Genomic DNA, 24079 nt, shown 5'->3' with positions numbered 1-24079 from the left:
CACCTTCAGTTGGGGTCTAGGGTCAGGCTGCCTGGCCTGCCGGTAGCCGCGCAGTGGCGCAGCTGCGCCTCGCGCCAACGCCGGTAGAGCGTGGTATGCAGATTGTGCACCGCCAGATCGATCGAAAACGGGGTTCGCGGATTGCGGTCGAGCAGGCGGGCGATGTGGTAACCGATGGGACGTATACCGCGCGGGTGCACGTAGATCACGAACTGCTGGTAGAACGGATCGTCCAGCAGCTGGTCCATGCGTGCCAGCGTGTCGCGGTAGCGCGGTGCCAGCGTCGCGCGCAGCTGCGCATCGCGCTCGAACAGCAGGCGCTCGAAATAGCGCTGGCCAACGCGCGGAATGCCCTGCGCCAGTTTCCACACCTCGGCATTGCGCTGGTCGTACCAGGCCAGGCCGCCGTGCGCAGCCAAGGCCTGCGCGGCCTCCTCGCCCACCGACACCACCACGAAATTCTCGGCCTGGTTGCTCAGGTCGTCCAGCGTGCCCTTTTCGTAGACATGTTCGATGAAACCGGGCACGCCGACGAAGGCCTGCCGGCCCATCGCCGATGTGCGTACCGCCTTGCCATCGGCGAAGAAATCACCGGCATGCGCGCCGAGCAGGATGCTGTCGGTCTGGTGCAGTGCGAGGAAGGTGCCGATCGACAGTTCCTCTGCAGCAAATTCGGCATCAAATGCCGTGTCGCCATACAGTTCGCGCTGGGTGGCCAGTTGTGCGACCTGGCGACCGACCCCGCATTCGGCACGCACCTTGCCGCTGTAGAACGCCTGCAGCGCCTGGCTGTTGCCCGCAGTGGGCACGAAACCACGGCCGAAGCTTCGCGTGCGCTGCCAGCCTTGCGCCTGTGCGCCGCGTACGCCGAAGCCGATCCAGCCCAGTTGGGGGCCGGAGAAACGAAAGCCTTCGTTGCCCTGCAGTGCGGTCGCGGCACGTTGCGTGGCGGCGCCCAGCTGGAAGGCATAGGCGCAGACCGTGGCCGGATCGTCCAGCAGCTGCTGCAGCCACGCTTCGCGGGCGGCAGCCGGCATTTCCGCCGGCCATTGCACGCGCAGATCACCCGCCGCCTGTGCCTGCGCCAGTGACGCGCGCGTGCATACCGGACCGCCGTGCACCTGCGGTGCACTGATCGCGCGTGTTTCGAAGTGCCACCCCAGGCGCTGCAACAGGCCCTGCGTGCAGTCCAGCGGCGCGGCTGCCGCGCCCAGCGCGGGCAGCAGCAGGGCCACGCCCATCCATCTGCCGCGCACGATCAACCCTGGTCCGTGCTGGCCGGTGCGGGTTCGGGAGTTGCAGCCGCGGGAGGCGCGGGCGTGCCGCTGTCCGATGGCAGGTACTGCTGCAGGCGCTGGAAGAAGCGGCGATAGAACTCGGCATCAGTGACCGTGCTGCTGGCCACCTTCACCAGCGAGTCGTCGTTGCTGCCGAACGGCAGCGATACCGAACCCAACGCGCCGACACCGACACTGGCCGAGGTCGGGCTCTTCTTGAGCGCATAGCGATCCTGCACCGCGCTGACGAACACCAGCGTCTGGCTGCCGCGCGGCGCACAGGAGATGCGCAGCACCAGTTGCTCATGGTCGTCATCGCGGGGCTGGAAATTCTTGTTGCCCTCCACCTGTGCCGCATCGGAACGCGCAATGGCGTAGCCCTGGCTGAGCAGGGTGCGGCGTGCCGCTTCACACGCATCTGCCGGGCGACCATCGACGGTGCGCGAGAAGGTGTCGCCGGAGTCGAAGGACTCACGCAGCAGGGTGCTGTCGGCGGCACGGCCACCACAGGCCGACAGGATCAGGGCGCCGGAGAGCGCCACGACAACGCTGGAAAGACGGGAGGCCCGCATGGGTACTCCTGCGAGGACGGTGCCGCCAAGGGTAGTCCCGTCACCGTGTGCAGCAGGTCGAAACCGGCGCCACGAGCTGCCACCGTTGCTGACGGTTCATGCGCCGGTAGCGCCGGGAACGAGGCCCTCAAACAGGAAAGGGCCGGCAATGCCGGCCCCTCCGTTACACATGCACCTGCCGGTTCAGTCGGCCCAGCGACCGGCACCGGTGGACTGCGGCAGCACCTGCGCCGACAGCGGGCGGTCGTTGGCCAGCAGATTCACCGCGTCGGCCAGGATCGAGGCCGATTCGCGCAGCAGCGGGTCCGGTCGCTTTTCGGCGGCCTTCTCGCGCGCGGCATCCTTGACGATGTCGCGCTCGTTGCCGGTCAGGCCGTCATCGCTGCTGTCATCGGCCAGCGGGTCCAGGGCCAGGCCCAGTTCCTTGCGCTGCTGCTGGCGCTCCTTGCGCTGGGTGTCCTGGCGCTCGCGCTCGGCGCGACGGGTCGCCTCGTTCAACGAGATGTACTTCTTCGCCGCTTCAGTGCGGAACTGCTGCACGTCCTCGTTCCACCACTGGAACTCCTTGTCGGTGGCGATGCGGGCGTCGTGGCGGGTTTCCAGCTTCGGCAGCAGCGGCGCGAAGTTGCCGTACTGGGTGTGCGGCACGGCCGCGATGCGGGTCCACGGCAAGGCGTTGTCGTAGGTGCTCTCGCCAAACTCGGTGGCATCGACGCTGGCCGGGAAGGCCAGGTCCGGCACCACGCCCTTGTGCTGGGTGCTGCTTCCGCTGATGCGGAAGAACTGGGCGATGGTCAGCTTGACCTGGCCGAAGCGCTGGGTCTCGCCACTCGGCCAACGGTCGAGGTCGACGATGTTCTGCACGGTGCCCTTGCCGAAGCTGGTCTCACCGATCACCAGGCCACGGCCGTAGTCCTGGATGGCGCCGGCGAAGATTTCCGAGGCCGAGGCCGAGCCGCGGTTGATCAGCACCGCCAGCGGGCCGTCCCACGCCACGCCCTGGTTGCGATCGCTGTTGACGGTAACGCGGCCACCGGACTCGCGCACCTGCACCACCGGGCCCTGCTCGATGAACAGGCCGGTCAGTTCGATCGCTTCATCCAGCGAACCACCGCCGTTGTTGCGCAGGTCCAGCACCACGCCGTCCAGCTTGTCGTTCTTGAAACCGGCCAACAGCTTGGCCACGTCGCGGGTGGCCGAGGCATAGTCGGCGGCATTGCGGCGACGGCCTTCGAAGTCCTGGTAGAACGTCGGCAGCTTGATCACGCCGATCTTGCGCGCCGGCTCACCATTGGCGGCCGGGATGGTCATGGTCTCGCCCTTGGCGGCCTGTTCGGCCAGGCGCACCTTCTGCCGGGTCAGCACCAGCGTGTGGTGCTTGCCATCGGCACCTTCGGCCGCCGGGATGAATTCCAGCTTGACCTCGGTGTCCTTGGCGCCACGGATCTTGGCCACGACATCGTCGATGCGCCAGCCGATCACATCCTCGACCTGGCCGGACTTGCCCTGGCCGACGCCGACGATGCGGTCGCCCGGCTTCAGCGTGCCGTCCACCGCCGCCGGTCCACCGGCGATGATCTCGCGGATCACCACCACATCGTCCTGGCGCTGCAGCTGCGCGCCAATGCCTTCCAGCGACAGCGACATCGCCTGGTTGAAGTTCTCGGCGGTACGCGGGGTGAAGTAATCCGTGTGCGGATCGACGGCGCTGGTGTACGAATTCATGAAGAACTGGAAGACGTCCTCGCCCTTCAGTTCATTGACCGACTTCTCCAGCGTCGCGTAGCGCTTGTCCAGCGTCTTGCGGATGTCATCCGGCTTCTTGCCGGCCAGCTTCAGGCGCAGCCAGTCGTTCTTGACCGACTTGCGCCACAGCTCGTCCAGCTCGGCGCTGCTGGCCGCCCACGGCACCTTCTTGCGGTCGTACTCGAAGCGCTCGTCGGTGGTGAAGTCCGGCTCCTGCTTGAGCAGCTTGCGCGCATAGGCCACGCGCTCACCGACGCGCTGCTTGTACACGGCGAACACCTGGAACGCGGGCTCCAGCTCGCCACCACGGATGGCCGAGGAGATGTTGGCCTCGAACGGCGCGAAGCGCGCCACGTCGGCCTGGGTGAAGTACTGCTTGCCGCCATCCAGCGTTTCCAGATAGCGCTTGAACACGTCCTTGGAGGTGGCCTCGTCCAGCGCGCGCGGGCGGTAGGCGTAGCGGCTGTCGGACAGCAGGCCGTACACCAGCTTGGAGGTGGTCACCTGGTCGGCGGTGGCCGCCGCGGGCAGCGCAGGCGAGTCGGCCTTGGCCGCCAACGCCAGCGGCGCGACCAGCGCCAGGGCCATCAGGAATGCGGGGGCTTTGAATTTCATTGACGTGCTCGAAGGCGCCTTGCCAAGGGGGAGACTGCGTGGTGTTCAGACACCACGACAGTGCCGAAAGTTGCCGGGTTTGTCACCCGGCCGCGCTCGGTGGAAAACCAGCCTAGCCGGGCCGGTGTAGCGAATTGTGAATGCATGTAGAGCCGAGCCCATGCTCGGCTGGCCGGCAGCAAGCAGCCGAGCATGGGCTCGGCTCTACGGCAGGCAGAGGTGTGCGGACCAACGGTCCGCACCCACAGGAGAAGCAGCTCCCACCCACCGGCAGGGTGTCAGGAAACGCCGGCGCCCTTGGCCTGCACGTCGGCGTGGTACGACGAGCGCACCATCGGGCCGGAGGCTACGTGGCTGAAGCCCAGCTCGTAGCCGTAGTCTTCCAGCGCCTTGTAGTCTTCCGGGGTCCAGTACTTCAGCACCGGGTGGTGGTGCGCAGTCGGCTGCAGGTACTGGCCGATGGTGATCATGTCCACGTCATGCGCGCGCAGGTCGCGCAGGGTGGCCTTGATCTGTTCGAAGTCTTCGCCCAGGCCCAGCATGATGCCGCTCTTGGTCGGCACGTCCGGATGCTGCGCCTTGAAGTTCTTCAGCAGGTTCAGCGACCACTGGTAGTCCGCACCCGGGCGCACGTTGCGGTACAGGTCCGGCACGGTCTCGATGTTGTGGTTGAACACATCCGGCGGGTTCTGCGCCAGGATCTCCAGCGCGCGCTCCATGCGGCCCTTGCCACGGAAGTCCGGGGTCAGCACCTCGATGCGGGTGCCCGGCGACTTGGCGCGGATGGCGGTGATGCAGTCGACGAAATGCTGGGCACCACCGTCGCGCAGGTCATCGCGGTCGACGCTGGTCACCACCACATACTTCAGGCCCATGTCGGCCACGGTCTGGCCGAGGGTCGCCGGCTCATTGGCATCCGGCGGCTTGGGGCGGCCGTGGGCCACGTCGCAGAACGAGCAGCGACGGGTGCAGACCTCGCCCAGGATCATGAAGGTGGCGGTGCCGTGGCTGAAACATTCGTGGATGTTCGGGCAGCTGGCTTCCTCGCACACGGTCACCAGGCGGTTCTCGCGCAGCTTGGCCTTCAGGTTCTGCACGGCATTGCCCGAGGGAATGCGCACGCGGATCCAGGACGGCTTGCGCAGCACCGGCGCATCGGCGAACTGAACCGGCGAACGGTTGATCTTGTCCCCGCCCATCTGCTTGACACCCACCTGCAACGGCGCGGCGGACGGAGAGTCGCCCTGCACGATCTGCAGGGGAATGGAACGGGCGGTGGTTTCAGTCATGGCAGTTCCGGGGGGCGGTCAGGCGGCCGCAGAAAGATCGGGCAGTTCGGGCGTAGGCTGCAGCAGCAGGCCGAACTGGCGGGCCAGGTGGTCCAGCAGCACCGGCTTGACGGCGTCCATCCCGGACGGGCCACCCAAGTCTACCACCGAGGTCACCTGCAACCCCTGGTAGCCACAGGGGTTGATGCGGTGGAAGGGTTCCAGGTCCATGGCCACATTGAAGGCCAGGCCGTGGAAAGTGCAGCCGCGGCGCACGCGGATGCCGAGTGCGGCGATCTTGGCGCCCCCCACGTAGACGCCCGGGGCGCCCTCGCGGCGTTCGGCACCGATGTTCCACTCGGCCAGGGTGTCGATGATGGCCTGTTCGATGCGGCACACGTAGTCGCGTACACCGATGCCCAGCCGCGGCAGGCGCAGCAGCGGATAGACCACGATCTGGCCGGGGCCGTGATAGGTCACCTGGCCGCCACGGTCCACATGCAGCACCGGGATGTCGCCCGGCGCCAGCACATGCTCGTCCTTGCCGGCCTGGCCCAGGGTGAATACAGGGTCGTGCTCGACCACCCACAGTTCGTCGGCGTGTTCGTCGGAGCGCTGGTCGGTGAAGCGCTGCATGGCACGCCACACCGGCTCATAGCCCTGGCGCCCAAGGTCGCGGACCACGGCCGGGCGCGGCGCGCGGTTTTCCGGGGCGGCTTCGGCCGGGCAGCTGTCGGCTACAGCGTCCACTTCACTTCCGGGTGGTCGCGCAGCGCCTGGTGGGCCAGGTCGTACTGTTCGCGGCTCTCGGCCTTGAACACGATGCGGACGGACACGTACTTGCCGTTGGACGAGTGCTTCCAGCTGATGCGTTCATTCACGACATCTATGCCGGCGGCCAGCAGCAGGCGGGGAAGCTCATGTTCCAGGCCGCGGTTGGCCGGGCCCATGGCGCTGAGCTCGAACTGGCCGGGGAACTGGAAGCCGTGGTCGGGGTTGTCGGACTTGATTTCCATGGACCCATTATCGGGCCGCAGGCCAACAAACCCAAGAGTATTCATCAAAGTCAAAGGCGGCACCGGCGAGCCGCTGCGTTGCAGGGGGCCGCGCAACCGACAAGGCCGGCCACGAAGGCCGGCCCGGGCAGCGGACGCGTGCCGGCACGCGGCCGGCACGCAGTCGGCTTACTTGGCCGTTTCCATCAGGGTGGAATTGACCCAGCCCTTGTTGCCCATTTCGTCTTCCACTTCCCACATGGTGCCTTCCTTGACGCCGGTGGGGTACAGCAGCATGCCCGGCTCCAGCGAGCGCACCGGCGCGCCGGTCCCCTTGGCATTGGCCAGCAGGCGGCCCGCCTTCAGCATGGTCACGGCCTGGCCCGCGTTGGCGGCCGAGGCATTGGCCGGCAGGCCGCCCAGCTCGGCCACCATGTTGGTGTAGGCCTGCAGGTACGCCAGGGTGATCACCTGGCCGATTTCGGTGTTGGCATAGCCACCCACGCCCATCGCGCCGATACCGCCACCGCCGAACAGGCCGCCTCCGGCGCCCCAGCCCAGGTCGGTCTTCTTGGAGTTGCCTTCAACGATCGCCACCTGCTCGGAGGAGCGCACGTCGGTCAGGGTCAGGGTCACGTCCGCGGTCTTGCTGCGGAAGTTCAGGCCGCTGACGACAGCACCGGCCTTGCCGCCGATCAGGCCACCCAGCAGGCCACCGATGGCGTTGCCGCCGGCGTTGCTGTTCTGCGAGATCAGGTCCGGCACCAGCACGTAGTCGGCGGCGCGGATCTGGCCCTTGCCGATGTTGGAACGACCACGCAGCTGGCCTTCACTGGCCAGCGCGCGCTCGGCCTGGGCAGCGGCCATGCCGACGCCACGGTCCACCAGCGTGAAGCACTTGGACTTGTTGACGAACACCTTGATCAGCTTGGAAGGCGCCGGCAGCTGCTGGCCGGTCCACCAGTTCACCACGTCTTCCGGCTCGATCACCGAGATGGAACCCAGCGGCTTGGTGCAGACCGGAATCTCGGCCTGGCCCTTCTTGCTCTGCTCCTGGGCGGACGTACGGCTGTTGGCAAAGCTGTCGCGCAGGCCAGCCGACGCCGGGGCACTGACAGCCACCATGCCAACGCCCAGCAGCGCGCAAGCCAACGCATGGGCGAGCGAATTCGATTTGTTCATTTGAGTCATCCAGCGCTTCGCCGACGGCGAAGCACAATCCATGGTTGAGAAAGGGTCTGGGACCTGAATCCTTTGCGACGCCCCCCAGGCGTCGGCGCAGAGAATAGGGCATGCCCACCCCCAACCACAACCGCAGCTGACTGAAAATGTCGATGACGGCACGCTCGGCACACAGGTGCCGTGGCGCCGTGGCTTCCGCCGCCCCCCACGTATCACATTGTGTCAGGGGGACAATGTTGTTTTCGGAACAGACAAGTGAGCGGCATGTGGTCGTTTCGGCCGCCACGTGGGGGTACCGTGTCGCGGCTGAAAACGACAAAAGAATCCGCCCCCCATGAGTCCCCGCTGCCTTGCAGCCTTCGGGCTGTCCAGCCTGCTTGCCGCTGCCCTCCCCCTTGCCGCCCAGGCGGCCGAACAATGTGGCCCGGACGCGATGCGCGACCACCCGCCGCAGGTCAACTTCCGCGTCGACAACGACCTGTTCGGCGGCCGCCACCAGGACCAGGGCTACACCAACGGCGCACAGCTGACACTGGTCTCGCCGAACCTGGTCGACTACACCGACGACCCGTGCCTGCCGCGCATGGCACGCTGGGTGAACCGGTATCTGGAAGGCCTGCACCCGGGCAAGTTCGAGCAGCAGAACATGATCTTCAGCATCGGCCAGGGCATCTTCACCCCGAGCGACCCCACCCGCCGCGACCTGATCGAGGATGACCGGCCGTATGCCGGCGTGCTGCTGGCCAGCTTCGGCTTCAACGCACGCAGCGGCGACCGCCTGCAGACCACCCAGCTGGCGGTGGGCGTGGTCGGGCCGTGGGCACAGGGCAGGCAGGTGCAGGATGCGGTGCACAACATCCTGGGCGACAAGAAGTTCGAGGGCTGGGACAACCAGCTGCACAACGAGCCGGTCTTCATGCTGACCCACGAGCGCATGCGCCGTTGGCCGGCCGACGCCAGCGTCAACGCCGGCGGTTGGGGCTGGGATGCGATCAGCCACTACGGCGGTGCGATCGGCAACCTGGAAACCAAGGCCAACGCCGGTGGCGAAGTGCGCTTCGGCTGGAAGCTGCCGGACGATTTCGGCAGCACGCCGCTGCGCCCGGCCGGCGAGAACACCGCGCCCACCCGTGGCGGCCGCCCCAGCGGCTGGTCCTGGCACCTGTTCGCGACCACCGACGCGGCGTGGGTGATCCGCGACATCACCCTGGACGGCAACACCTTCCGCAGCAGCCACAGCGTGGACAAACGCCACGTTGTCACCCAAGGCGGCTACGGTATTGCGGTGATGCGCGGGCGCTGGAAGTTCGCCGTCGCGCGTTACCACAGCACCCGCGAGTTCTACGGCCAGCGCCAGTCCCCGGTGTTCGGCAGCTTCACCATCAGCCGCTCGCTGTAAGCGAGGGGCTGATGGTGAAGCGGGTAGGTGCCGACCGTTGGTCGGCACACCGGTTTGCATCGATCGCTGTAAGCGAGGGGCTGAGGGCAGTGCCGGCCGCTGGCCGGCAGCGGGCGTATCCGGCTGTGGCCATGAGGAGTCGGCCAGCGGCGGGCACTACCCGCATCCGCAACCGCCATCCCGGAAACGGAAAAGGCCGGCATTCGCCGGCCTTTTCCTTCAGCACGCGGATACGTGGATCATTCCGATTCCCACCACATCCAGAAGCTGTCCCACAGGCGCTTGAAGAAGCCGGCCTGCTCGACGGCAGCCACGGCCACCAGCGGTGCCTCGGCGATGACCTTGCCATCCAGGGTGACCTTCACGGTGCCGATTGGCTGGCCGGCGGTGAACGGCGCTTCCAGGGTCTTGGGCACGTCGATGCTCGGCTTCAGGTCGTTGTAGCGACCGCGCGGCACGCTGACCAGCATCGGCTGGGCCACGCCCAGCTGCACCTTGTCGGTGGTGCCCTTCCAGACCTTGTGCTCGGCCACGGCCTTGCCCGGCTCGTACAGGCGATGGGTCTCGAAGAAGCGGAAGCCCCAGTTCAGCAGGGCCAGGCTGTCATCGGCACGCTGCTTCTCCGACTCACCGCCCAGCACCACGGCGATCAGGCGCTGGTCGCCACGCTGGGCCGAGCTCATCAGGCAGTAACCGGCTTCGGAGGTGTGCCCGGTCTTGATGCCGTCCACGCTGCCATCGCGCCACAGCAGCAGGTTGCGGTTCGGCTGCTTGATGTTGCCGACCTGGAATTCCTTGATCTTGTTGTACGCGTAGGTTTCCGGGTAATCGCGCACCATCGCGCGGCCCAGCAGCGCCAGGTCGTAGGCAGTGCTGTGGTGGCCCTGTGCAGTCAGGCCGTGGGCGTTGACGAAGTGCGAGTCCTTCATGCCGATCTTGGCGGCGTAGCTGTTCATCAGCGAGGCAAAGGCTTCTTCGCTGCCGGCCACGTGCTCGGCCAGGGCGATCGCGGCGTCGTTGCCGGACTGGATCGCCATGCCCTTTTCCATGTCTTCCAGGCGCGCGGTCTGGTTGACCGGGAAGCCGCTGTAGCTGCCGTCGGTACCGGCGCCACCTTCGCGCCAGGCGCGCTCGCTCATCATCACCTGGTCATCTGCACGGACCTTGCCGTTCTTGACCTCGGCGGCGATCACGTAGGACGTCATCACCTTGGTGATGCTGGCCGGGGCCAACTGCTCGTGGATGTTCTGGCCCGCCAGCACCTGGCCGGTGGCGTAATCCATCAGCACCCAGGCCTTGGACACGCTCGGCACCGGGGCCGGCGGAGTGGCGACGGTGGCCGGGGCGGCAGCGGCGGCGGCGGGCGCCGGCGTGGCCGGAGTCGGCAGCGGCGTCTGGGCGGAAGCCAGGCCCACCACCAGGGTGGCGGCCAGGGCGGTGGCGGCGGAACGGAAATTCATTGGACAGCAGGCTCCAGGGGACGGCCGGGAATGGAGGGTGGAACGTAATGGCCATTGTAAGGCCGGGGGAGCACGGGCCGGCAGCACCGGCCCGGGCGGTTCAATCCTTGACGATCTGCGGCGAACCCAGGCCCAGACCGGCGATGCGACCGACAAGTTCCGCGGCACTGGCATGGTCGCTGGCGGGAACGCGCAGGCGGAACAGGGTACGGCCACCGGCGGCGATGTCGCTGATGGTCGCGCCCACGATGCCGGCGGCACTGAGCTGCCCCATCGCGCGGTTGGCGTTGTCGCGGTTGGAGAAGCTGGCGACCTGCACCATCACCGCGCCGACCATCTGCTGCGACAGGCTGGGTGCTGCCGGGGTGGCACGCACCGGTGGCGGTACCACCGCGCGCGGGCCAGCACTGGCCACCACGGCCGATGCCGGTGCCGTACTGCGCACCGGCGGCGCGCTCGGCGGCAGGCTGCTGACCGCCACATCCGGCACGGTGCTGGCCACGCCTTGGGTGGTGGCCGGCTGGCCACGCGCCGGGGCGCCATCGGTGGGCAGGCGGTTGACCAGGCGATCGATGTCGCTGTCGCCCGGCGCACGTGCGGCCGGTACGGGCCGCGCGCTGGCCACGGCGGTGGTCGCGGCCGCTTCGGCCGCGCGACGCTCGCGGCGCGACGGCTTCTGCGCCAGCAGGTTGCTCTCGCCCGGCTGCAGCGCGCGCACCTCGACGTTGCCGGTACCGCGCTGGGTGATACCCAGGCGCACGGCGGCGGCGTAGCTGAGATCGACCACGCGGCCATCATGGAACGGACCGCGATCGTTGACGCGCACGATCACCGACTCGCCGTTGTCCAGGTTGGTCACGCGGGCGAAGCTGGGCAGCGGCAGCGTCTTGTGCGCGGCGGTGAACTGGTACATGTCGTAGACCTCGCGGTTGGAGGTCAGGCGGCCATGGAACTTGGCGCCGTAGTACGACGCGGTGCCGCGCTCGACGTAGTTGCGGGTGTCGTCAAGCACGTTGTACGACTTGCCCAGCACCACGTACGGCGACTTGTTGCCGATCGCCGAGCGTTCCTCGGCGGTTACTTCAGGCTCGGGAATGCAGGCCACGTTGGGAATGTAGGTGGGCGTGCTGTCCTTCACCCCGGGCTTGTACAGGCCACCGGCGGTGTAGTTGCCGCGGGTGCTCAGGTCTTCCTTGGCTGCCGCATAGGGCGAACCTTCCGGGCAGTGCGCCGGGCGCGAACCGCGGCCCTGCACCAGCGTGCCGCTGGACTTGCCACCATGGCCAGCCGTGGCCGGCTTCTTCGGCGCGCTGCTGCAGGCCGCAAGCGCGAGGACGATCAAGCTCGGAACCAGCCATCTGATGTTCATGCCGGGGGCAGCTCCTGTCCGGCGATGGCCTGGGACAGCTGGAACACGGCCATCGCGTACATCTTCGAGAGGTTGTAGCGGGTGATCGCGTAGTAGTTCTGGAAGCCCAGCCAGTACTGCTTGCCGGTGCTGCCTTCAAGCGTGATTGGCGTGGCGGTGGCGCCCGGCTGCACCGGCGCGCTGGGCTGGTAGCCGCGCTGTGCCAGGTCGGCCAGCGACCAGGTGGGCATCCATTCGGTCGGGTTGAACTCTTCGCGGCCCGGCGCCAGCGTGGCCGGCACAGCCACCTGGCCGCCACGCACCCAGCCGCCCTTCTTGACGAAGTAGTTGGCGATGGACGAGAACACGTCGTCGTAGCTGGTGAACAGGTCGCGGCGGCCATCGCCGTTGCCATCCACGGCGTAATCCAGGTAGCTGGAGGGCATGAACTGGCCCATGCCCATCGCACCGGCATAGCTGCCTTTGAGCGTGGTGATGTCCAGCTTCTCTTCGCGGCCCAGCTCGAACAGCTTGGCCAGTTCATCGCGGAAGAACAGCTCGCGGCGCACTTCGCGTTCCAGCTTGGCCGGGTCGCCGCTGCGCGGGTAATAGAACGCCAGCGTGTACAGCGCATCGAGCACGCGGTGGCTGCCGGCATTCTTTCCGTAACTGGTTTCCACGCCGATGATGGCCACGATCACTTCGGCCGGCACGCCGGTGCGCTGCTGCACGCGGTCCAGTTCAGCGCGGTGTTCGGCCAGGAACGCACGGCCGCCATCGATGCGTGCCTTGCTGATGAACATCGGCCGGTATTCGTTCCACGGCTTGACCCGCTCGGCCGGGCGCGACATCGCGGCGATGATCGGCTGGCGCACCTGCGCCTGGTCGAGCACGCTGCTGATCTGCTCCGGCTTCAGGCCATAGCGCTTGGCGGTATCGGCGATGAAACGGGCCCGCGCGACCTCGAACGGCACCGGGGTGAGATCGACCGGCGGCGCGGTGGCGGCGATGGCTTCAGGTGCGGCCTCGGCCGGACCATGGGCCTGGGTGGCGGGCTGGCGCGGCGTACTGCTGGCCTGGGGCGAAGACGGTGGGGACTTCGGCGGGGTCGCGCAGGCGACCAGGCCGAGGGTGAGCATGCAGGCCAGAGTGCGTCGAATCATCGTCGCAGGTTAGCAGGTCATGGATGAATTAAAACCCCTAACACCATGAATCACAACGATTTGCCCGCGTTCAGCGGGAAATGTGAAGACGTCGTGATAAGGCTTCCCCATTCAGATAGAGGTGGCCGGTTGCGTCCCCATCCCCGCAGACGCAACCGGCGACCGGATCCGGTCGGTACCTGCGCGGCTGCCGCTCCCCAGTGGCAGTTCCCCGCGCTCCCTGTACCCGTTGGATCAGTACTGCTTCCCGCCCGACGCCCCCTCGCGCTGCAACGATTGACGGCGCGCCGTGCCGAACGGGCCGTCATTGTGCAGGCCGATTACGACAAGTCCATTGATCAGGATCAACGCGGCGTAAAAGTGTGAACTCATTAACAATTTTTATGGACTTTGGTCGGTGGGCAGGCATGCGCGCGTTGTTGTGAGAACGCTTCCACAACAGGCGTTGCGCAGAGTCAGGAAGGTTCCAGCCGACGGCGCAGCCCCTCGTGAGTGCCCGCGAGAAGCAATTCACGGGTGGGGCCGGGTGCCGAGCGCGTTCCCCCACGGAAAGAAAAGAAAATTCAAAAGCGGGTCGCGGCGCTGCGCTTGCTCGTGAGCCGGGCATGGCTCGGCTCTACAGGAGGCAATGAAGCAACCGGCCAAGCTGCTTTTGCCTTTGATCTTCTTTTTCTTCTCCGTGGATGGAGAACACCCGTGAACTGTCAGGGGCCGGGTGGGTGGGTAGTGCGGGGTGTCCGCGGCATGGATGCCGCGGCCAAGCCCCCATGGAGGGGTTTACGGCGTCCCCGCACGACCCACCCACCCGGCCAGCCCTCAGCAATCCGGCTTTAAGCGACCAGCCCAACCACCCACGAGGGGCTGCGCCGTTGGCTGGAAACCTATCCTCCGTGCACGGGCCGGTGCCCCCGCACCGCCATCACCAACCCGATACCCGCCAGCAGCGACACCGCCGAGGTGCCGCCATAGCTGATCAACGGCATCGGGATGCCCACCACCGGCAGCAGCCCGGAAATCATCCCGCCATTCACCAGTACATAGACGAAGAACGCCAACCCCAGGCTGCCGGCCAGCAACCGCGCGTGCGTGTCGCGCGCATGCACCGCGATCCACAGGCAGCGCCCGACCACGAACAGGTACAACGCGAACACGGTCGCCACGCCGATCCAGCCGAACTCTTCGGCCAGCACCGAGAACGCAAAGTCCGTGGTGTACTCGGGCAGGAAATCCAGCGTGGCCTGCGTGCCCTGCCCCCAGCCACGCCCCTGCCAACCACCGGAACCGATCGCGATGCGCGACTGCAGGATGTTCCAACCGGTGCCGAGCGGATCCGCCGCAGGGTCGAGAAAGGTCAGCACGCGATCCTTCTGGTACTGCCGCAGCAGGCCGAACCAGGCCAGTGGCGCAGCCACCGCCAGGCCTGTCGCGCCGGTGGCCACCCAACCCCAGTGCAACCCGGCCAACAGCAGCGCGAACACGCCGCTGGCGGTGACCAGCGTGGCGGTACCGAGGTTGGGTTGCAGCAGGATCAGCACCGCCGGTACGCCGATCAGCACGGCGGCGATCAGTACGGTGCGCGCCGACGGTGGCAGCGGTTGCCGATGCAGGTACCAGGCCATCATCAACGGCAGGCTGAGTTTCAGCAGCTCGGACGGCTGCAGGTAGAACACGCCCAGATTGAGCCAGCGCTGCCCGTACTTGCCGGTACCGATCACATACACCGCCATCAGCGGCAGCATCGACAGCCCATAGATTGCCGGCGCCCACGCGCGCAGGCGTGGCAGCGAAACACGCGACAACGCCCACATCGCGGCCAGGCCACCGGCGAATCGCGCCGCCTGCCCGGCCACCGGACCGGACACGCTGTGCAGCACCGCCAGGCCCGCCGCCATCAGGATCAACAGCGCGGCCAGCAACGGCAGATCAATCGTGCGCACGGCCTCACGGCAGCCGCCAAGCAGTCGTTTCCATTCCACGCGGGCACGGTAGCAATGCGTGCTTGCGTGAAGCTGTCATGGCCGATGTGCTTATGCAGCGCCGAGTCATTCGCGGCTCGGAACACGTGCGCATTGCACGGAGGGCAGCCGAGCATGGCCCGGCTCTACAAAGAGCAGGAGCAGGAAGCGCGGCGGCTAGCCGTAGCCGCCGTGCACCGGGTTGTGGCTGCGCACCGCCATCACCAGGCCGAAGCCGGCCAGCAGCGATACGGCCGAGGTGCCGCCGTAGCTGATCAGCGGCATCGGCACGCCCACCACCGGCAACAAGCCGGAAATCATCCCGCCGTTCACCAGCACGTAGACGAAGAACGCCAGGCCGGTGGCACCGGCCAGCAGGCGCGAATACGAATCGCGCGACTGGCTGGCGATCCACAGGCAACGCCCGATCACCACCAGGTACAGGGTCAGCACCAGGGCCACACCCATCCAGCCGAACTCCTCGCTCAGCACAGAGAACGCGAAGTCGGTGGTCTGCTCGGGAATGAAGTTCAGGTGCGACTGCGAGCCTTCGCCCCAGCCCTTGCCATCGAAGCCGCCGGAGCCGATCGCGATCTTCGACTGGATGATGTTCCAGCCGGCCCCCAGCGCATCCATCTCCGGGTCCAGGAACATCATGATGCGGTCCTTCTGGTAAGGCCGCAGCAGCCAGAACCAGGCCACCGGCGCAACCGCGGCCACGCCGCCCACGCCCAGGCCGACCCACCACCACGGCAGGCCCGCCAGCAGCAGCACGAACACGCCGCTGGCGGCGATCAGCACGCCGGTACCGAAGTCCGGCTGCAGCATCACCAGGCCGGTCGGCACGCCGATGATGACCAAGGCCACCAGCACCGTGTTGAAGCGCGGCGGCAGCGGCATCTTGTGCAGGTACCAGGCCACCATCATCGGCAGGCTGACCTTCAGCAGCTCGGCCGGCTGCAGGTAGAAGAACTTCAGGTCCAGCCACTGCCGGCCGTACTTGCCGGTGCCGAGCACGAACACCGCCAGCAGCGGAATCATCGAGATCGCATAGATCATCGGCGTGGCTGAGCGGATGCGCAGGATCGGCACCCGAGAGATACCCCACAGTGCCGCCATGCCCACCGCGAAACGCGCGCCCTGGGCCATCACCAGGCCATCGCCACCGGCGCTCTTCAACGTGGCCAGGCCGATCACCATCAGCGCGCCCAGGGCCAGGCACAGCACCCAGTCCAGCGTGCTGAAGAAGCGGCGCAGCATGTCGCCGGCCCAGCGCAGGAACACTTTCATCGGGCGGGCTCCGCAACCGTCGGGCGTGGCGTGGCCGGCAGTACGGCAGCGGCCGGCGCGCCCGGCTGCGGCACAGGGGCCGGTTCGGGCGTGGGTGCCCCCACCTGCACCGGGTGTTCGCCCAGCTGCGCGGCCGCCAGGTCACCGGCCTGGCGTGCGCCGGCGTCTTCGTTGTCGAACGCGGTGGCGCCGATGGCGGTGGTGCCACGCTCGCTGTCCAGCGGCTGCATGCCTTCGGGCATCTTGCCCAGCAGGTAGGCGTCGAACACCTTGCGTGCGATCGGCGCAGCAGCCGAACCACCGTAACCGCCACCTTCCACAGCCACCGCGATCGCGATAACCGGGTTTTCGACCGGCGCGAAGCCGACGAACAGCGCGCGGTGGCGCAGGTGCATCGGCAGGCTCTTCGGGTTCACGGCTGCGGTGCCCTTGCGGCTGATGACCTGCGCGGTACCGGTCTTGCCGGCCATCACGTACGGCGCACCGACCGCCACGCGCCAGCCGCTGCCGCCGGGCCGCATGGTCGCCATCATGCCCTCGCGCACCGCCTGCACGTTGTTGGGGTTGGGGCTGACCGGCTTGCTCTCGCCGGGCGGCGTCGCCGTCCAGTCGCTGTCGAAACCGTCGCGCTGCTGGATCACCAGGTGCGGGGTGCGCAGCTGGCCGTCGGCCAGGCCGCTGACACCGCGCGCCAGCTGCAGCGGCGTGACCTTCCAGTCACCCTGGCCGATGCTGATGTTGACCGTATCGCCGGGGTACCAGGCTTCCTTGCGGCTCTTCCGCTTGTAGGCCGGCGACGGCAGGATGCCGCCGATCTCGCCCGTAAGGTCGATACCGGTCGGCTGGCCGAAGCCGTAGTACTCCATGTAATGGTCGAAGCGCTCGATGCCCAGGTCCAGCGCCAGCTTGTAGTAATAGGTGTTGACCGACTCGGCGATGGACTTGCGCAGGTCGGTCCAGCCGTGGCCGCCGCGATGCGCATCACCCCAGCCACGGCTGGTGCCGGGCAGGTAGAACATGCCGGTGGACAGCACCTTGTCTTCCGGGCGGCGCACGCCCGAGTCCAGGCCGGCCAGGCCGATCAGCGGCTTCAGCGTGGAACCGGGAGCGACACCACCGAGTACCAGGCGGTTGAACTGTGGCCGCGACGGGTTCTCGTTCAGCGCCTTGAAGTCGGCATGGGAAATGCCGTTGACGAACAGGTTGGGGTCGTAGGACGGCAGGCTGACCATCGCCAGCACTTCACCGGTGCGCGGATCCATCGCCACCGCCGAGCCTTCCTGATCGCCGAAGGCGGCCACCATGGCGCGCTGCAGGTCGGCGTCGATCGACAGCCGCAGGTCGGCGCCGGACTGCGCGGCCACCCGGCCGATGGTGCGGATGGCACGGCCCTGCACGTTGGTCTCGACCTGCTCGTAGCCGACCTTGCCGCGGAGCTGCTGCTCGTAATAGCGCTCCAGCCCGGACTTGCCGATGTGGGTCAGCGCGGCATTGCCCTCGCCGAGGATCTCCAGATCCTTGTCGTCGACGCGGCCGACGTAGCCGATGATGTGCGCGAACAGATCGCCGTATGGATAACGCCGGGTCAGGTAAGGCTCCAGCTCGACGCCGGGGAAGCGCCAGCGGTCGACGGCGAAGCGCGCCATCTCCTCGTCGCTCATGCGCAGCTTCAGCGTGACCGGCAGGAACTTGCGGCGCGCCTTGCGCGACTTGTTGAACGCTTCCAGCTCTTCCGGGCTGATGCTGATGATCTTCGCCAGCCCTTCCAAGGTGGCGTCCATGTCCTTGACCTTGTCCGGGGTCACGTCCAGGCGGAACGCTGGCACGTTCTCGGCCAGCAGGCGACCGTTGCGGTCGTAGATCATGCCGCGCCCGGGCACCACCGGCCGCGGCTTGATGCGGTTGGCTTCAGAGCGCGTGGCGTAGACGTCGTGGTCAAGCACCTGCAGCTTGAAGTACCAACCGCCCAGGCCCAGCAGGCAGACCAGCACGCCCAGGAAACCCAGCGCCGCACGGCGGCGGAACTGTTCGGCTTCCGCGTGCGGATTCTTGACCTGGCGGCGCGGGATCATGGCTCAGCGCCCGCGCTTGCCGAAACGCACTGCGTCCAGCAGCACGAACACCAGCGGCCACAGGCCCATGCCCAGCAAGGGCGCCCACCAGTACGACCACGGCAGGGTCGGCTCGCCCACCAGGATATGCACCAGTGCGCTGACGATGCGATCGTTGAACAGCAGGCCACCGATGGCCAGCATCTGCTGCGACATCGGGAAGAAGCGGATGCGGGCGCGGAAACGCTGCAGGATGAAGGCCAGCATCACCAGCCGCAGCGCCTGTTCGCCGAGCACGCCGCCGTACAGCAGGTCGGCCACCACGCCACTGGCGAAAGCGATGCCCAGGCCGACGCGCTCGGGCGTCTCGATCACCCAGTACGCCAGCACCAGCGCCAGCCAGTACGGGCGCAGCGGCTGCAGCAACGCAGGCAGCGGCAGCAGGCCCAGCAGCAGGGCCACCACCAGGCTGGCCGGCAGCACCCACGGGTTGTCGCGCAGGCGGCTCATCGCTGGGCCTCTGCCGCGGGCGGGGGCGGTTCAGTCGGTTGCGGCACGGTTGACGCGGCCTCGGCTGGCGATGGGGCCGGCGGCGCGGCCTGGCGGCGCGCGTTGGTCGCAGCCGGGGTCGCCGTTGCAGGCGCAGGCGTTGCCACCGCCGAAGCCGGGGCCGCAGTGGGCGATGTGGCCGCCGGTACAGCAGCACCGGTGGCCGGGCCACCCGGAGCGTCGGCTTCCAGCTGCAGGCGCAACTCCGGCGGAATGCGGATCGCTGCACCCGGGCGCAGCAGCAGCACATCGCGGCCGCGGTCCAGCTGGGCAGCCGGCTTCAGTTCGCCGACCAGGAAGGCATGGGTGTCGTCCGGGCGCAGGCCGGTGATGGTGCCGACCGGGAAGCCCGCCGGGAAGCGGCCACCGAGGCCGGAGGTGACGATCTCATCGCCCACTTCCACGCCGGCGCTGAGCGGGATGTCGCGCAGCTCCAGCGTGTCGCCGCGGCCGTAGACGATCAGGCGCACGCCGTTGCGGGCCACGGTGACCGGCACCGCGTGGTCAGGGTCGGTCAGCAGCAGCACGGTGGAGGTACCACCTGTGACGCTGATCACCTGCCCCATCAGGCCACCAGCGTCGATCACCGCCTGGCCGACGTGCACGCCTTCGCGGCTGCCGGCGTCGAGCACCAGGCGCTGCTTCACCGGGTCCAGGTCGATGTCCAGGATCGGCGCCAGCTGCACGTCCAGGCCACTGCGCTCGGCCACGTTCAGCAGTTCGCGCAGCTGGGCGTTGTCCAGCGCAGCGGTCTGCAGACGGGTCAGGCGCGCGTTGGCCAGCAGCAGCTGGTTGCGCAGTTCACGGTTCTCGGTGACCAGCTGGGTATGGCTGGCCGCGGAATCCTTGACCTGGTTGCCGAGCTTGCCGGGCAGGCCGGCAAGCGCCCACACAGGCTGCACCAGGCTGTTGGCCTGCTCACGCAGGCGCGCCAGCCAGCCGGCCTGGTCGTCAAGGACGATCAGGGTGATGGCCAGCGCGAGGTAGGCCAGCAACCGCAGGGGGCTGGCGGCATCACCGGATCGGGAGGCAACGGGAGGACCGGCGTAGGGCGGCACGGCAACGATTCAACTGGCAGAAGGCGGGAGGGAAACACGCGGGCGCCCCGCCGGTGCCGGCCCGCCATGACGGCGGGCCGCACCCCGGAAGGGCGCGGCGGGCAGGAACGGCCGGGACGGCTTATTCCGGCGCAAAGAACTCGTTGCCGTGCATGTCCACCAGCTCCAGCGCACGGCCGCCACCGCGGGCCACGCAGGTCAGCGGATCGTCGGCCACCTGCACGTGCAGGCCGGTTTCCTCGGAGATCAGGCGGTCCAGGTCACGCAGCAGGGCGCCGCCACCGGTCAGCACGATGCCGCGCTCGGCAACGTCGGCACACAGTTCCGGCGGGGTCTGCTCCAGCGCCAGCTTGACCGCGCTGACGATGCCCGACAGCGGTTCGTGCAGGGCTTCAAGCACCTCGTTGGAGCTGATCTTGATCATCTTCGGCACACCCTCGGCGAGGTTGCGGCCGGAGATCTCCAGCTCCTGCACCTCGGCCTGCGGGTAGGCACAGCCCAGCTCGACCTTGATGCGCTCGGCGGTGGCTTCACCGATCAGCATGCCGTGGTTGCGGCGCACGTAGTTGGTGATGGATTCGTCGAAGCGGTCGCCGCCGATGCGGACCGAGGCCGAATAGACGATGCCGTTCAGCGAGATCACCGCCACTTCGGTGGTGCCGCCGCCGATGTCGATGACCATCGAGCCACGGGCTTCGGTGACCGGCATGCCGGCACCGATCGCGGCCGCCATCGGCTCTTCGATCAGGTACACGTCACGGGCACCGGCTTCCTCGGCCGATTCCTTGATCGCGCGGCGCTCGACCTGGGTCGAACCGGCCGGCACGCAGACCAGCACGCGCGGGCTCGGGCGCAGCACGCGCGACTTGTGCACCTTCTTGATGAAGTGCTTGAGCATCGCCTCGGTGTAGGTAAAGTCGGCGATGACGCCGTCCTTCATCGGGCGGATGGTGGTGATGTGGCCCGGGGTACGGCCAAGCATCTGCTTGGCCTCGGCGCCCACGGCTGCCACCGAGCGGGTGCCACCGATGGCACGGTCCTGGCGCACGGCCACGACCGACGGCTCGTTCAGCACGATCCCCTGCCCGCGCACGTAGATGAGGGTGTTGGCCGTGCCCAGGTCGATGGACAGGTCGTTGGAGAACATGCCACGGAGTTTCTTGAACATCTGAGGAAGGAGTCCTGAGGGGTGTCGTGCCCGCCGCGGGATGGCGAAAAAATGGGCAGAAATCGAGGCCGACAAGCCTAGCAACCCGCCTGCCGCCGAGCAAGGAAAAAACTAGCTGAACCCGCGTCTTGACAGGCTTTCGGCCGGATCGGGCATCACCCGGTTCTGGCCCTGAGCGGCACCAGCGGGTAACCTTTGCGCCGTCGGGCGCCCAAGGGCGCCGTTTGCTTGCCCGCCGAACCGGGCCGGCCCACCCCAAAATTCACCGCATAGGCTTACATCGATGTCCGCTCTGATCTGTGGTTCTCTTGCCTTCGACACCATCATGGTGTTTCCGGACCAGTTCAAGAATCACATCCTGCCGGACAAGGTGCACATCCTGAACGTGTCGTTCCTGGTCCCGCGCATGCGCCGCGAGTTCGGCGGCTGCGCCGGCAACATCGCCTACAACCTGCACCTGCTGGGCGGCCAGCCGATCCCGATGGGCACCGTCGGCTCGGACTTCGGCCCGTACCGCGAGTACTTCGAAGGCCTGGGCATCGACCTGTCGCGCGTGCGCGTGATCGATGAGCTGTTTACCCCGCAGGCGTTCATCACCACCGACCACGACAACAACCAGATCACCGCCTTCCACCCGGGCGCGATGATGCGTTCCTACGAGAACCACGTGCGCGGCGTGCCGGGCGTGACCCTGGGCCTGGTCGGGCCGGACGGCCGCGAAGGCATGATCCAGAACGCGCAGGAATTCCACGAAGACGGCATCCCGTTCATCTTCGACCCGGGCCAGGCCATGCCGCTGTTCAACGGCCCGGAGCTGCGCGCCTTCATCGACCAGGCCGACTACGTGGTGGTGAACGACTACGAGTCGAACCTGCTGCAGGAGCGCACCGGCTGGGACGAGAAGGAGATCGTCAGCCGGGTCAAGGCCTACATCACCACCCGTGGTCCGAAGGGCGCGGTCATCCACACCCCGGAAAAGAGCTACGACATCCCGCCGGCGCACGAGCGCCGCGTGGTCGACCCGACCGGCTGTGGCGACGCTTTCCGCGCCGGCCTGATCTACGGCATCCAGAAGGGCTACGACTGGCTGACCATCGGCCGCATGGGCAACCTGATGGGCGCACTGAAGGTCGAGCACCCGGGCACGCAGAACCAGCGTTTCACCTTTGATGAGTTCAACGAGCAGTTCAAGCAGCAGTTCGGTTACGCGCTGAGCGCGTAAGCCGAACTGCCCGCGCATCTGCTCGTTGGGTGTCGACCTTGGCCGGCACTACCGCAACCGCCGACCGGCACGTTGCCTGCGCTGTGTAGAGCCGAGCCCATGCTCGGCTCGCACGCGCCAGCGCGATCTGACCGCAGAGCAGCCGAGCGTGGGCTCGGCTCTACATCGTCAGCCGCCCGGCCAGGCCGCCAGCAACGCTCGGCAATCGGCGAGCTGTGCCCTGGTAGGTGTCGACCTTGGTCGACACTGCCGGCCAGCGGCCGGCACTACCGGAACCTCCCACCGGCACGTTGCCTGCGCTCCGTAGAGCCGAGCCATGCTCGGCTTGCGCGCGCCAGCGCGATCTGACCGCAGAGCAGCCGAGCGTGGGCTCGGCTCTACACGGTCATGTGGCCTGCCACGCCGCCAGCAAGGCGCGACAATCAGCGAAATGCCAGTCGGCGCGACCCGGCCACGGGTTCTCCGGCAGGTTGACCAGCACGGTATGCGTGCCGGCCGCACGGCCGCACTCCAGGTCGTAGGCGTGGTCTCCCACCATCACCGCCCCTGCCGCCGCGATGCCCCAACGCCGCAGGTGCTGCTGCAGGCCATCCGGCGAGGGCTTGGGCACCGCTTCATCGCGGCCGATGATGTCGGCATCGTCGAACAGTTCCCCAACCCCGATCGCGTCCAGCGTCAGCTTCGCCAGCGCATGATCGTTGCGGGTCAGGATGCCCAGCCGGCAACCGTCGGCTGCCAGCGCACGCAGCAGCTTCACCGCACCCGGCGCCGGCAGCGCGTCCTCGGCCAGCGCGCGTTCGTGATCCAGCAGCCACTCACGCTTGGCCTGCGCCGGTGCGTCCGGCAGCGCCGCGATATGGTCGAGGATGTCTTCCTCCGCGGCGATCTGCAGTGCGCGGCGGATCGCGGCGAAATCATGCACGGCTACCGTCAGCGTGCCGTCCATGTCGAACACCCAGTGCCGGATCGCGGACAACACGTTCACCGCGCTGTCCGTCGCGATCATCACTGCCACCACTGCGGCATGCGGCTGGCGTCGACGCCCCCGGTCTCGAACACGGCCGTACGCGTGCCGCCCGCCTTGACCGGGAACTCGATGCTGATCGACTTGCCCTTGCGCGCCAGCTTCCACAGCGCCTTCTGGTCGGTGATGAACATCGCGATGGCTTCATCGGTCTTCGGGCGCCACGCCGCCATCGACACCGGCTTGCCGTCGTCCACGGTCACCTTCACCGTGCATTGCGGGCAGCGGAAATCACCGGCCTGCAGCACCAGGTAAGCGTGCCGCTTCCACTCCGGGTGATCGCGGAACACCAGCTGCACCGGCTTGGCACCACTGCCGTCCACATCCACCCGTTCCTTGCTGTAGATCGACGCCGAGACCTGGTTGCCCTTGCTGCCGACCGGAATCTGGTTGTATTGCCACAGCCCCTGCATGCGGCGCAGGTCGTGCGCAGCATCGCCCTTGGCCTTTACATCATCGAAACCGGCGGCGATGCGCTCGGCGGCGGCGGTGTCCTTGTACTGGTCCAGCAGCGAGGCGCCATGCAGGCGCGCGCGCTCCCAGTCCTGTGCGGCCACGGCCATGTCGTACTGCTTGGCGACGTCCTCGGCCTTGGCCTCCTTCTGCGCCTGCACGGCCGCCGCGGCGGCTTCCTGCGCCTTGCGCTCTTCCTCGGGATTGCTGCAGGCGGCCAGGGCCAGGGTGCAAGCGGTGAGCAGGATCAGTCGTTTCATGGCGGAGGTCCTTTGCGGGTGCAT

At 67.6% G+C, this 24079-nt stretch carries 21 protein-coding genes; 3 read left to right on the top strand and 18 right to left on the bottom strand.

Translation table 11 applies throughout. The features are described 5' to 3' along the window. Positions 1-5: 5 nt before the first annotated feature. The 7 genes from AC5P8Z_RS11750 to AC5P8Z_RS11720 form a co-directional block, all read right to left on the bottom strand. Positions 6-1241, bottom strand: a complete 1236-nt coding sequence (locus AC5P8Z_RS11750; RefSeq protein WP_286072062.1) for a hypothetical protein — start codon at positions 1239-1241, stop codon at positions 6-8. Between the two features lie 17 nt (positions 1242-1258). Next, positions 1259-1849 carry a DUF2242 domain-containing protein gene (locus AC5P8Z_RS11745; protein WP_495229087.1) on the bottom strand — a complete coding sequence of 197 codons (591 nt, stop codon included), beginning with the start codon at positions 1847-1849 and terminating at the stop codon, positions 1259-1261. A gap of 183 nt (positions 1850-2032) precedes the next feature. Then, on the bottom strand, positions 2033-4210 hold the full coding sequence (locus AC5P8Z_RS11740) for a carboxy terminal-processing peptidase (RefSeq protein ID WP_495229086.1): 2178 nt from the start codon (positions 4208-4210) through the stop codon (positions 2033-2035). Positions 4211-4488: 278 nt separating this feature from the next. Then, positions 4489-5499 (bottom strand): lipoyl synthase, encoded by a 1011-nt coding sequence (gene lipA / locus AC5P8Z_RS11735; protein WP_286069915.1) that lies wholly within the window; start codon positions 5497-5499, stop codon positions 4489-4491. Between the two features lie 18 nt (positions 5500-5517). Next, positions 5518-6228 carry a lipoyl(octanoyl) transferase LipB gene (lipB, locus tag AC5P8Z_RS11730; protein WP_495229085.1) on the bottom strand — a complete coding sequence of 237 codons (711 nt, stop codon included), beginning with the start codon at positions 6226-6228 and terminating at the stop codon, positions 5518-5520. Next, positions 6216-6494 carry a YbeD family protein gene (locus AC5P8Z_RS11725; protein WP_005411067.1) on the bottom strand — a complete coding sequence of 93 codons (279 nt, stop codon included), beginning with the start codon at positions 6492-6494 and terminating at the stop codon, positions 6216-6218. Before AC5P8Z_RS11725 ends, lipB begins: the two co-directional genes overlap by 13 nt. Positions 6495-6662: 168 nt before the next feature. Beyond that, complete coding sequence (locus AC5P8Z_RS11720) at positions 6663-7598, bottom strand: CsgG/HfaB family protein (protein WP_495229173.1); 936 nt, start codon at positions 7596-7598, stop codon at positions 6663-6665. A 391-nt stretch (positions 7599-7989) separates the two neighbouring features. Here AC5P8Z_RS11720 and AC5P8Z_RS11715 point away from each other — a divergent pair, with 391 nt between their 5' ends. After that, positions 7990-9054: a lipid A deacylase LpxR family protein gene (locus tag AC5P8Z_RS11715; RefSeq protein WP_495229084.1), complete on the top strand. Its 1065-nt coding sequence runs from the start codon at positions 7990-7992 to the stop codon at positions 9052-9054. A gap of 239 nt (positions 9055-9293) precedes the next feature. Here AC5P8Z_RS11715 and AC5P8Z_RS11710 read toward each other — a convergent pair whose 3' ends face one another. The 3 genes from AC5P8Z_RS11710 to mltB form a co-directional block, all read right to left on the bottom strand. Further along, positions 9294-10514 (bottom strand): D-alanyl-D-alanine carboxypeptidase family protein, encoded by a 1221-nt coding sequence (locus AC5P8Z_RS11710; protein WP_286069919.1) that lies wholly within the window; start codon positions 10512-10514, stop codon positions 9294-9296. 100 nt (positions 10515-10614) lie between these two features. Further along, positions 10615-11883: a septal ring lytic transglycosylase RlpA family protein gene (locus tag AC5P8Z_RS11705; RefSeq protein ID WP_295566958.1), complete on the bottom strand. Its 1269-nt coding sequence runs from the start codon at positions 11881-11883 to the stop codon at positions 10615-10617. Next, positions 11880-13025, bottom strand: a complete 1146-nt coding sequence (mltB, locus tag AC5P8Z_RS11700; RefSeq protein WP_495229083.1) for a lytic murein transglycosylase B — start codon at positions 13023-13025, stop codon at positions 11880-11882. Before mltB ends, AC5P8Z_RS11705 begins: the two co-directional genes overlap by 4 nt. Positions 13026-13070: 45 nt before the next feature. Here mltB and AC5P8Z_RS11695 point away from each other — a divergent pair, with 45 nt between their 5' ends. After that, positions 13071-13391, top strand: coding sequence for a DUF8588 domain-containing protein (locus AC5P8Z_RS11695; RefSeq protein WP_495229082.1), 321 nt, complete (start codon positions 13071-13073; stop codon positions 13389-13391). A 515-nt stretch (positions 13392-13906) separates the two neighbouring features. On the opposite strand, the gene rodA (AC5P8Z_RS11690) is transcribed toward AC5P8Z_RS11695, so the two are convergent. The 6 genes from rodA (AC5P8Z_RS11690) to AC5P8Z_RS11665 form a co-directional block, all read right to left on the bottom strand. Then, the gene (gene rodA, locus AC5P8Z_RS11690) at positions 13907-15001 is read right to left on the bottom strand and encodes a rod shape-determining protein RodA (protein ID WP_495229081.1); all 1095 of its coding nucleotides are present in this window, start codon (positions 14999-15001) and stop codon (positions 13907-13909) included. A 156-nt stretch (positions 15002-15157) separates the two neighbouring features. Next, complete coding sequence (gene rodA / locus AC5P8Z_RS11685; protein ID WP_286069926.1) at positions 15158-16270, bottom strand: rod shape-determining protein RodA; 1113 nt, start codon at positions 16268-16270, stop codon at positions 15158-15160. Beyond that, positions 16267-18342: a penicillin-binding protein 2 gene (gene mrdA / locus AC5P8Z_RS11680; RefSeq protein WP_495229080.1), complete on the bottom strand. Its 2076-nt coding sequence runs from the start codon at positions 18340-18342 to the stop codon at positions 16267-16269. Before mrdA ends, rodA (AC5P8Z_RS11685) begins: the two co-directional genes overlap by 4 nt. 3 nt (positions 18343-18345) lie before the next feature. After that, positions 18346-18831 (bottom strand): rod shape-determining protein MreD, encoded by a 486-nt coding sequence (gene mreD, locus AC5P8Z_RS11675; protein ID WP_005411075.1) that lies wholly within the window; start codon positions 18829-18831, stop codon positions 18346-18348. After that, positions 18828-19928, bottom strand: coding sequence for a rod shape-determining protein MreC (mreC, locus tag AC5P8Z_RS11670; protein ID WP_286069928.1), 1101 nt, complete (start codon positions 19926-19928; stop codon positions 18828-18830). The genes mreD and mreC overlap by 4 nt, the downstream gene beginning before the upstream one ends. A gap of 121 nt (positions 19929-20049) precedes the next feature. Next, positions 20050-21096, bottom strand: coding sequence for a rod shape-determining protein (locus AC5P8Z_RS11665; protein WP_005411077.1), 1047 nt, complete (start codon positions 21094-21096; stop codon positions 20050-20052). A 283-nt stretch (positions 21097-21379) separates the two neighbouring features. On the opposite strand from AC5P8Z_RS11665, the gene AC5P8Z_RS11660 reads away from it, so the two are divergent. After that, positions 21380-22318 (top strand): carbohydrate kinase family protein, encoded by a 939-nt coding sequence (locus tag AC5P8Z_RS11660; RefSeq protein WP_019660686.1) that lies wholly within the window; start codon positions 21380-21382, stop codon positions 22316-22318. A gap of 385 nt (positions 22319-22703) precedes the next feature. Here AC5P8Z_RS11660 and AC5P8Z_RS11655 read toward each other — a convergent pair whose 3' ends face one another. Continuing rightward, the gene (locus AC5P8Z_RS11655; RefSeq protein WP_495229079.1) at positions 22704-23324 is read right to left on the bottom strand and encodes an HAD family hydrolase; all 621 of its coding nucleotides are present in this window, start codon (positions 23322-23324) and stop codon (positions 22704-22706) included. Beyond that, entirely contained in the window at positions 23324-24055 is a 732-nt protein-coding gene (locus AC5P8Z_RS11650; protein ID WP_286069931.1) for a hypothetical protein, read from the bottom strand. Before AC5P8Z_RS11650 ends, AC5P8Z_RS11655 begins: the two co-directional genes overlap by 1 nt. Between the last annotated feature and the right edge of the window lie 24 nt (positions 24056-24079).

It is taken from the genome of Stenotrophomonas sp. YJH_SMC_17 (assembly GCF_059371655.1).
The sequence above is the reverse complement of the archived record's forward strand: the minus strand, read 5'-3'. Positions and strand labels throughout refer to the sequence as shown.

Excerpts from the sequence above, each read along its gene's own strand:
- rodA (WP_286069926.1), bottom strand. The coding sequence starts at position 16,270 with ATGAAAGTGTTCCTGCGCTGGGCCGGCGACATGCTGCGCCGCTTCTTC.
- AC5P8Z_RS11740 (WP_495229086.1), bottom strand. The coding sequence starts at position 4,210 with ATGAAATTCAAAGCCCCCGCATTCCTGATGGCCCTGGCGCTGGTCGCG.
- mreD (WP_005411075.1), bottom strand. The coding sequence starts at position 18,831 with ATGAGCCGCCTGCGCGACAACCCGTGGGTGCTGCCGGCCAGCCTGGTG.
- mltB (WP_495229083.1), bottom strand. The coding sequence starts at position 13,025 with ATGATTCGACGCACTCTGGCCTGCATGCTCACCCTCGGCCTGGTCGCC.
- AC5P8Z_RS11695 (WP_495229082.1), top strand. The coding sequence starts at position 13,071 with ATGAATCACAACGATTTGCCCGCGTTCAGCGGGAAATGTGAAGACGTC.
- AC5P8Z_RS11745 (WP_495229087.1), bottom strand. The coding sequence starts at position 1,849 with ATGCGGGCCTCCCGTCTTTCCAGCGTTGTCGTGGCGCTCTCCGGCGCC.
- AC5P8Z_RS11750 (WP_286072062.1), bottom strand. The coding sequence starts at position 1,241 with ATGGGCGTGGCCCTGCTGCTGCCCGCGCTGGGCGCGGCAGCCGCGCCG.
- AC5P8Z_RS11715 (WP_495229084.1), top strand. The coding sequence starts at position 7,990 with ATGAGTCCCCGCTGCCTTGCAGCCTTCGGGCTGTCCAGCCTGCTTGCC.
- AC5P8Z_RS11660 (WP_019660686.1), top strand. The coding sequence starts at position 21,380 with ATGTCCGCTCTGATCTGTGGTTCTCTTGCCTTCGACACCATCATGGTG.
- mrdA (WP_495229080.1), bottom strand. The coding sequence starts at position 18,342 with ATGATCCCGCGCCGCCAGGTCAAGAATCCGCACGCGGAAGCCGAACAG.
- AC5P8Z_RS11705 (WP_295566958.1), bottom strand. The coding sequence starts at position 11,883 with ATGAACATCAGATGGCTGGTTCCGAGCTTGATCGTCCTCGCGCTTGCG.
- lipA (WP_286069915.1), bottom strand. The coding sequence starts at position 5,499 with ATGACTGAAACCACCGCCCGTTCCATTCCCCTGCAGATCGTGCAGGGC.
- AC5P8Z_RS11665 (WP_005411077.1), bottom strand. The coding sequence starts at position 21,096 with ATGTTCAAGAAACTCCGTGGCATGTTCTCCAACGACCTGTCCATCGAC.
- AC5P8Z_RS11710 (WP_286069919.1), bottom strand. The coding sequence starts at position 10,514 with ATGAATTTCCGTTCCGCCGCCACCGCCCTGGCCGCCACCCTGGTGGTG.
- AC5P8Z_RS11720 (WP_495229173.1), bottom strand. The coding sequence starts at position 7,598 with ATGGTGGCTGTCAGTGCCCCGGCGTCGGCTGGCCTGCGCGACAGCTTT.
- AC5P8Z_RS11650 (WP_286069931.1), bottom strand. The coding sequence starts at position 24,055 with ATGAAACGACTGATCCTGCTCACCGCTTGCACCCTGGCCCTGGCCGCC.
- AC5P8Z_RS11655 (WP_495229079.1), bottom strand. The coding sequence starts at position 23,324 with ATGATCGCGACGGACAGCGCGGTGAACGTGTTGTCCGCGATCCGGCAC.
- AC5P8Z_RS11725 (WP_005411067.1), bottom strand. The coding sequence starts at position 6,494 with ATGGAAATCAAGTCCGACAACCCCGACCACGGCTTCCAGTTCCCCGGC.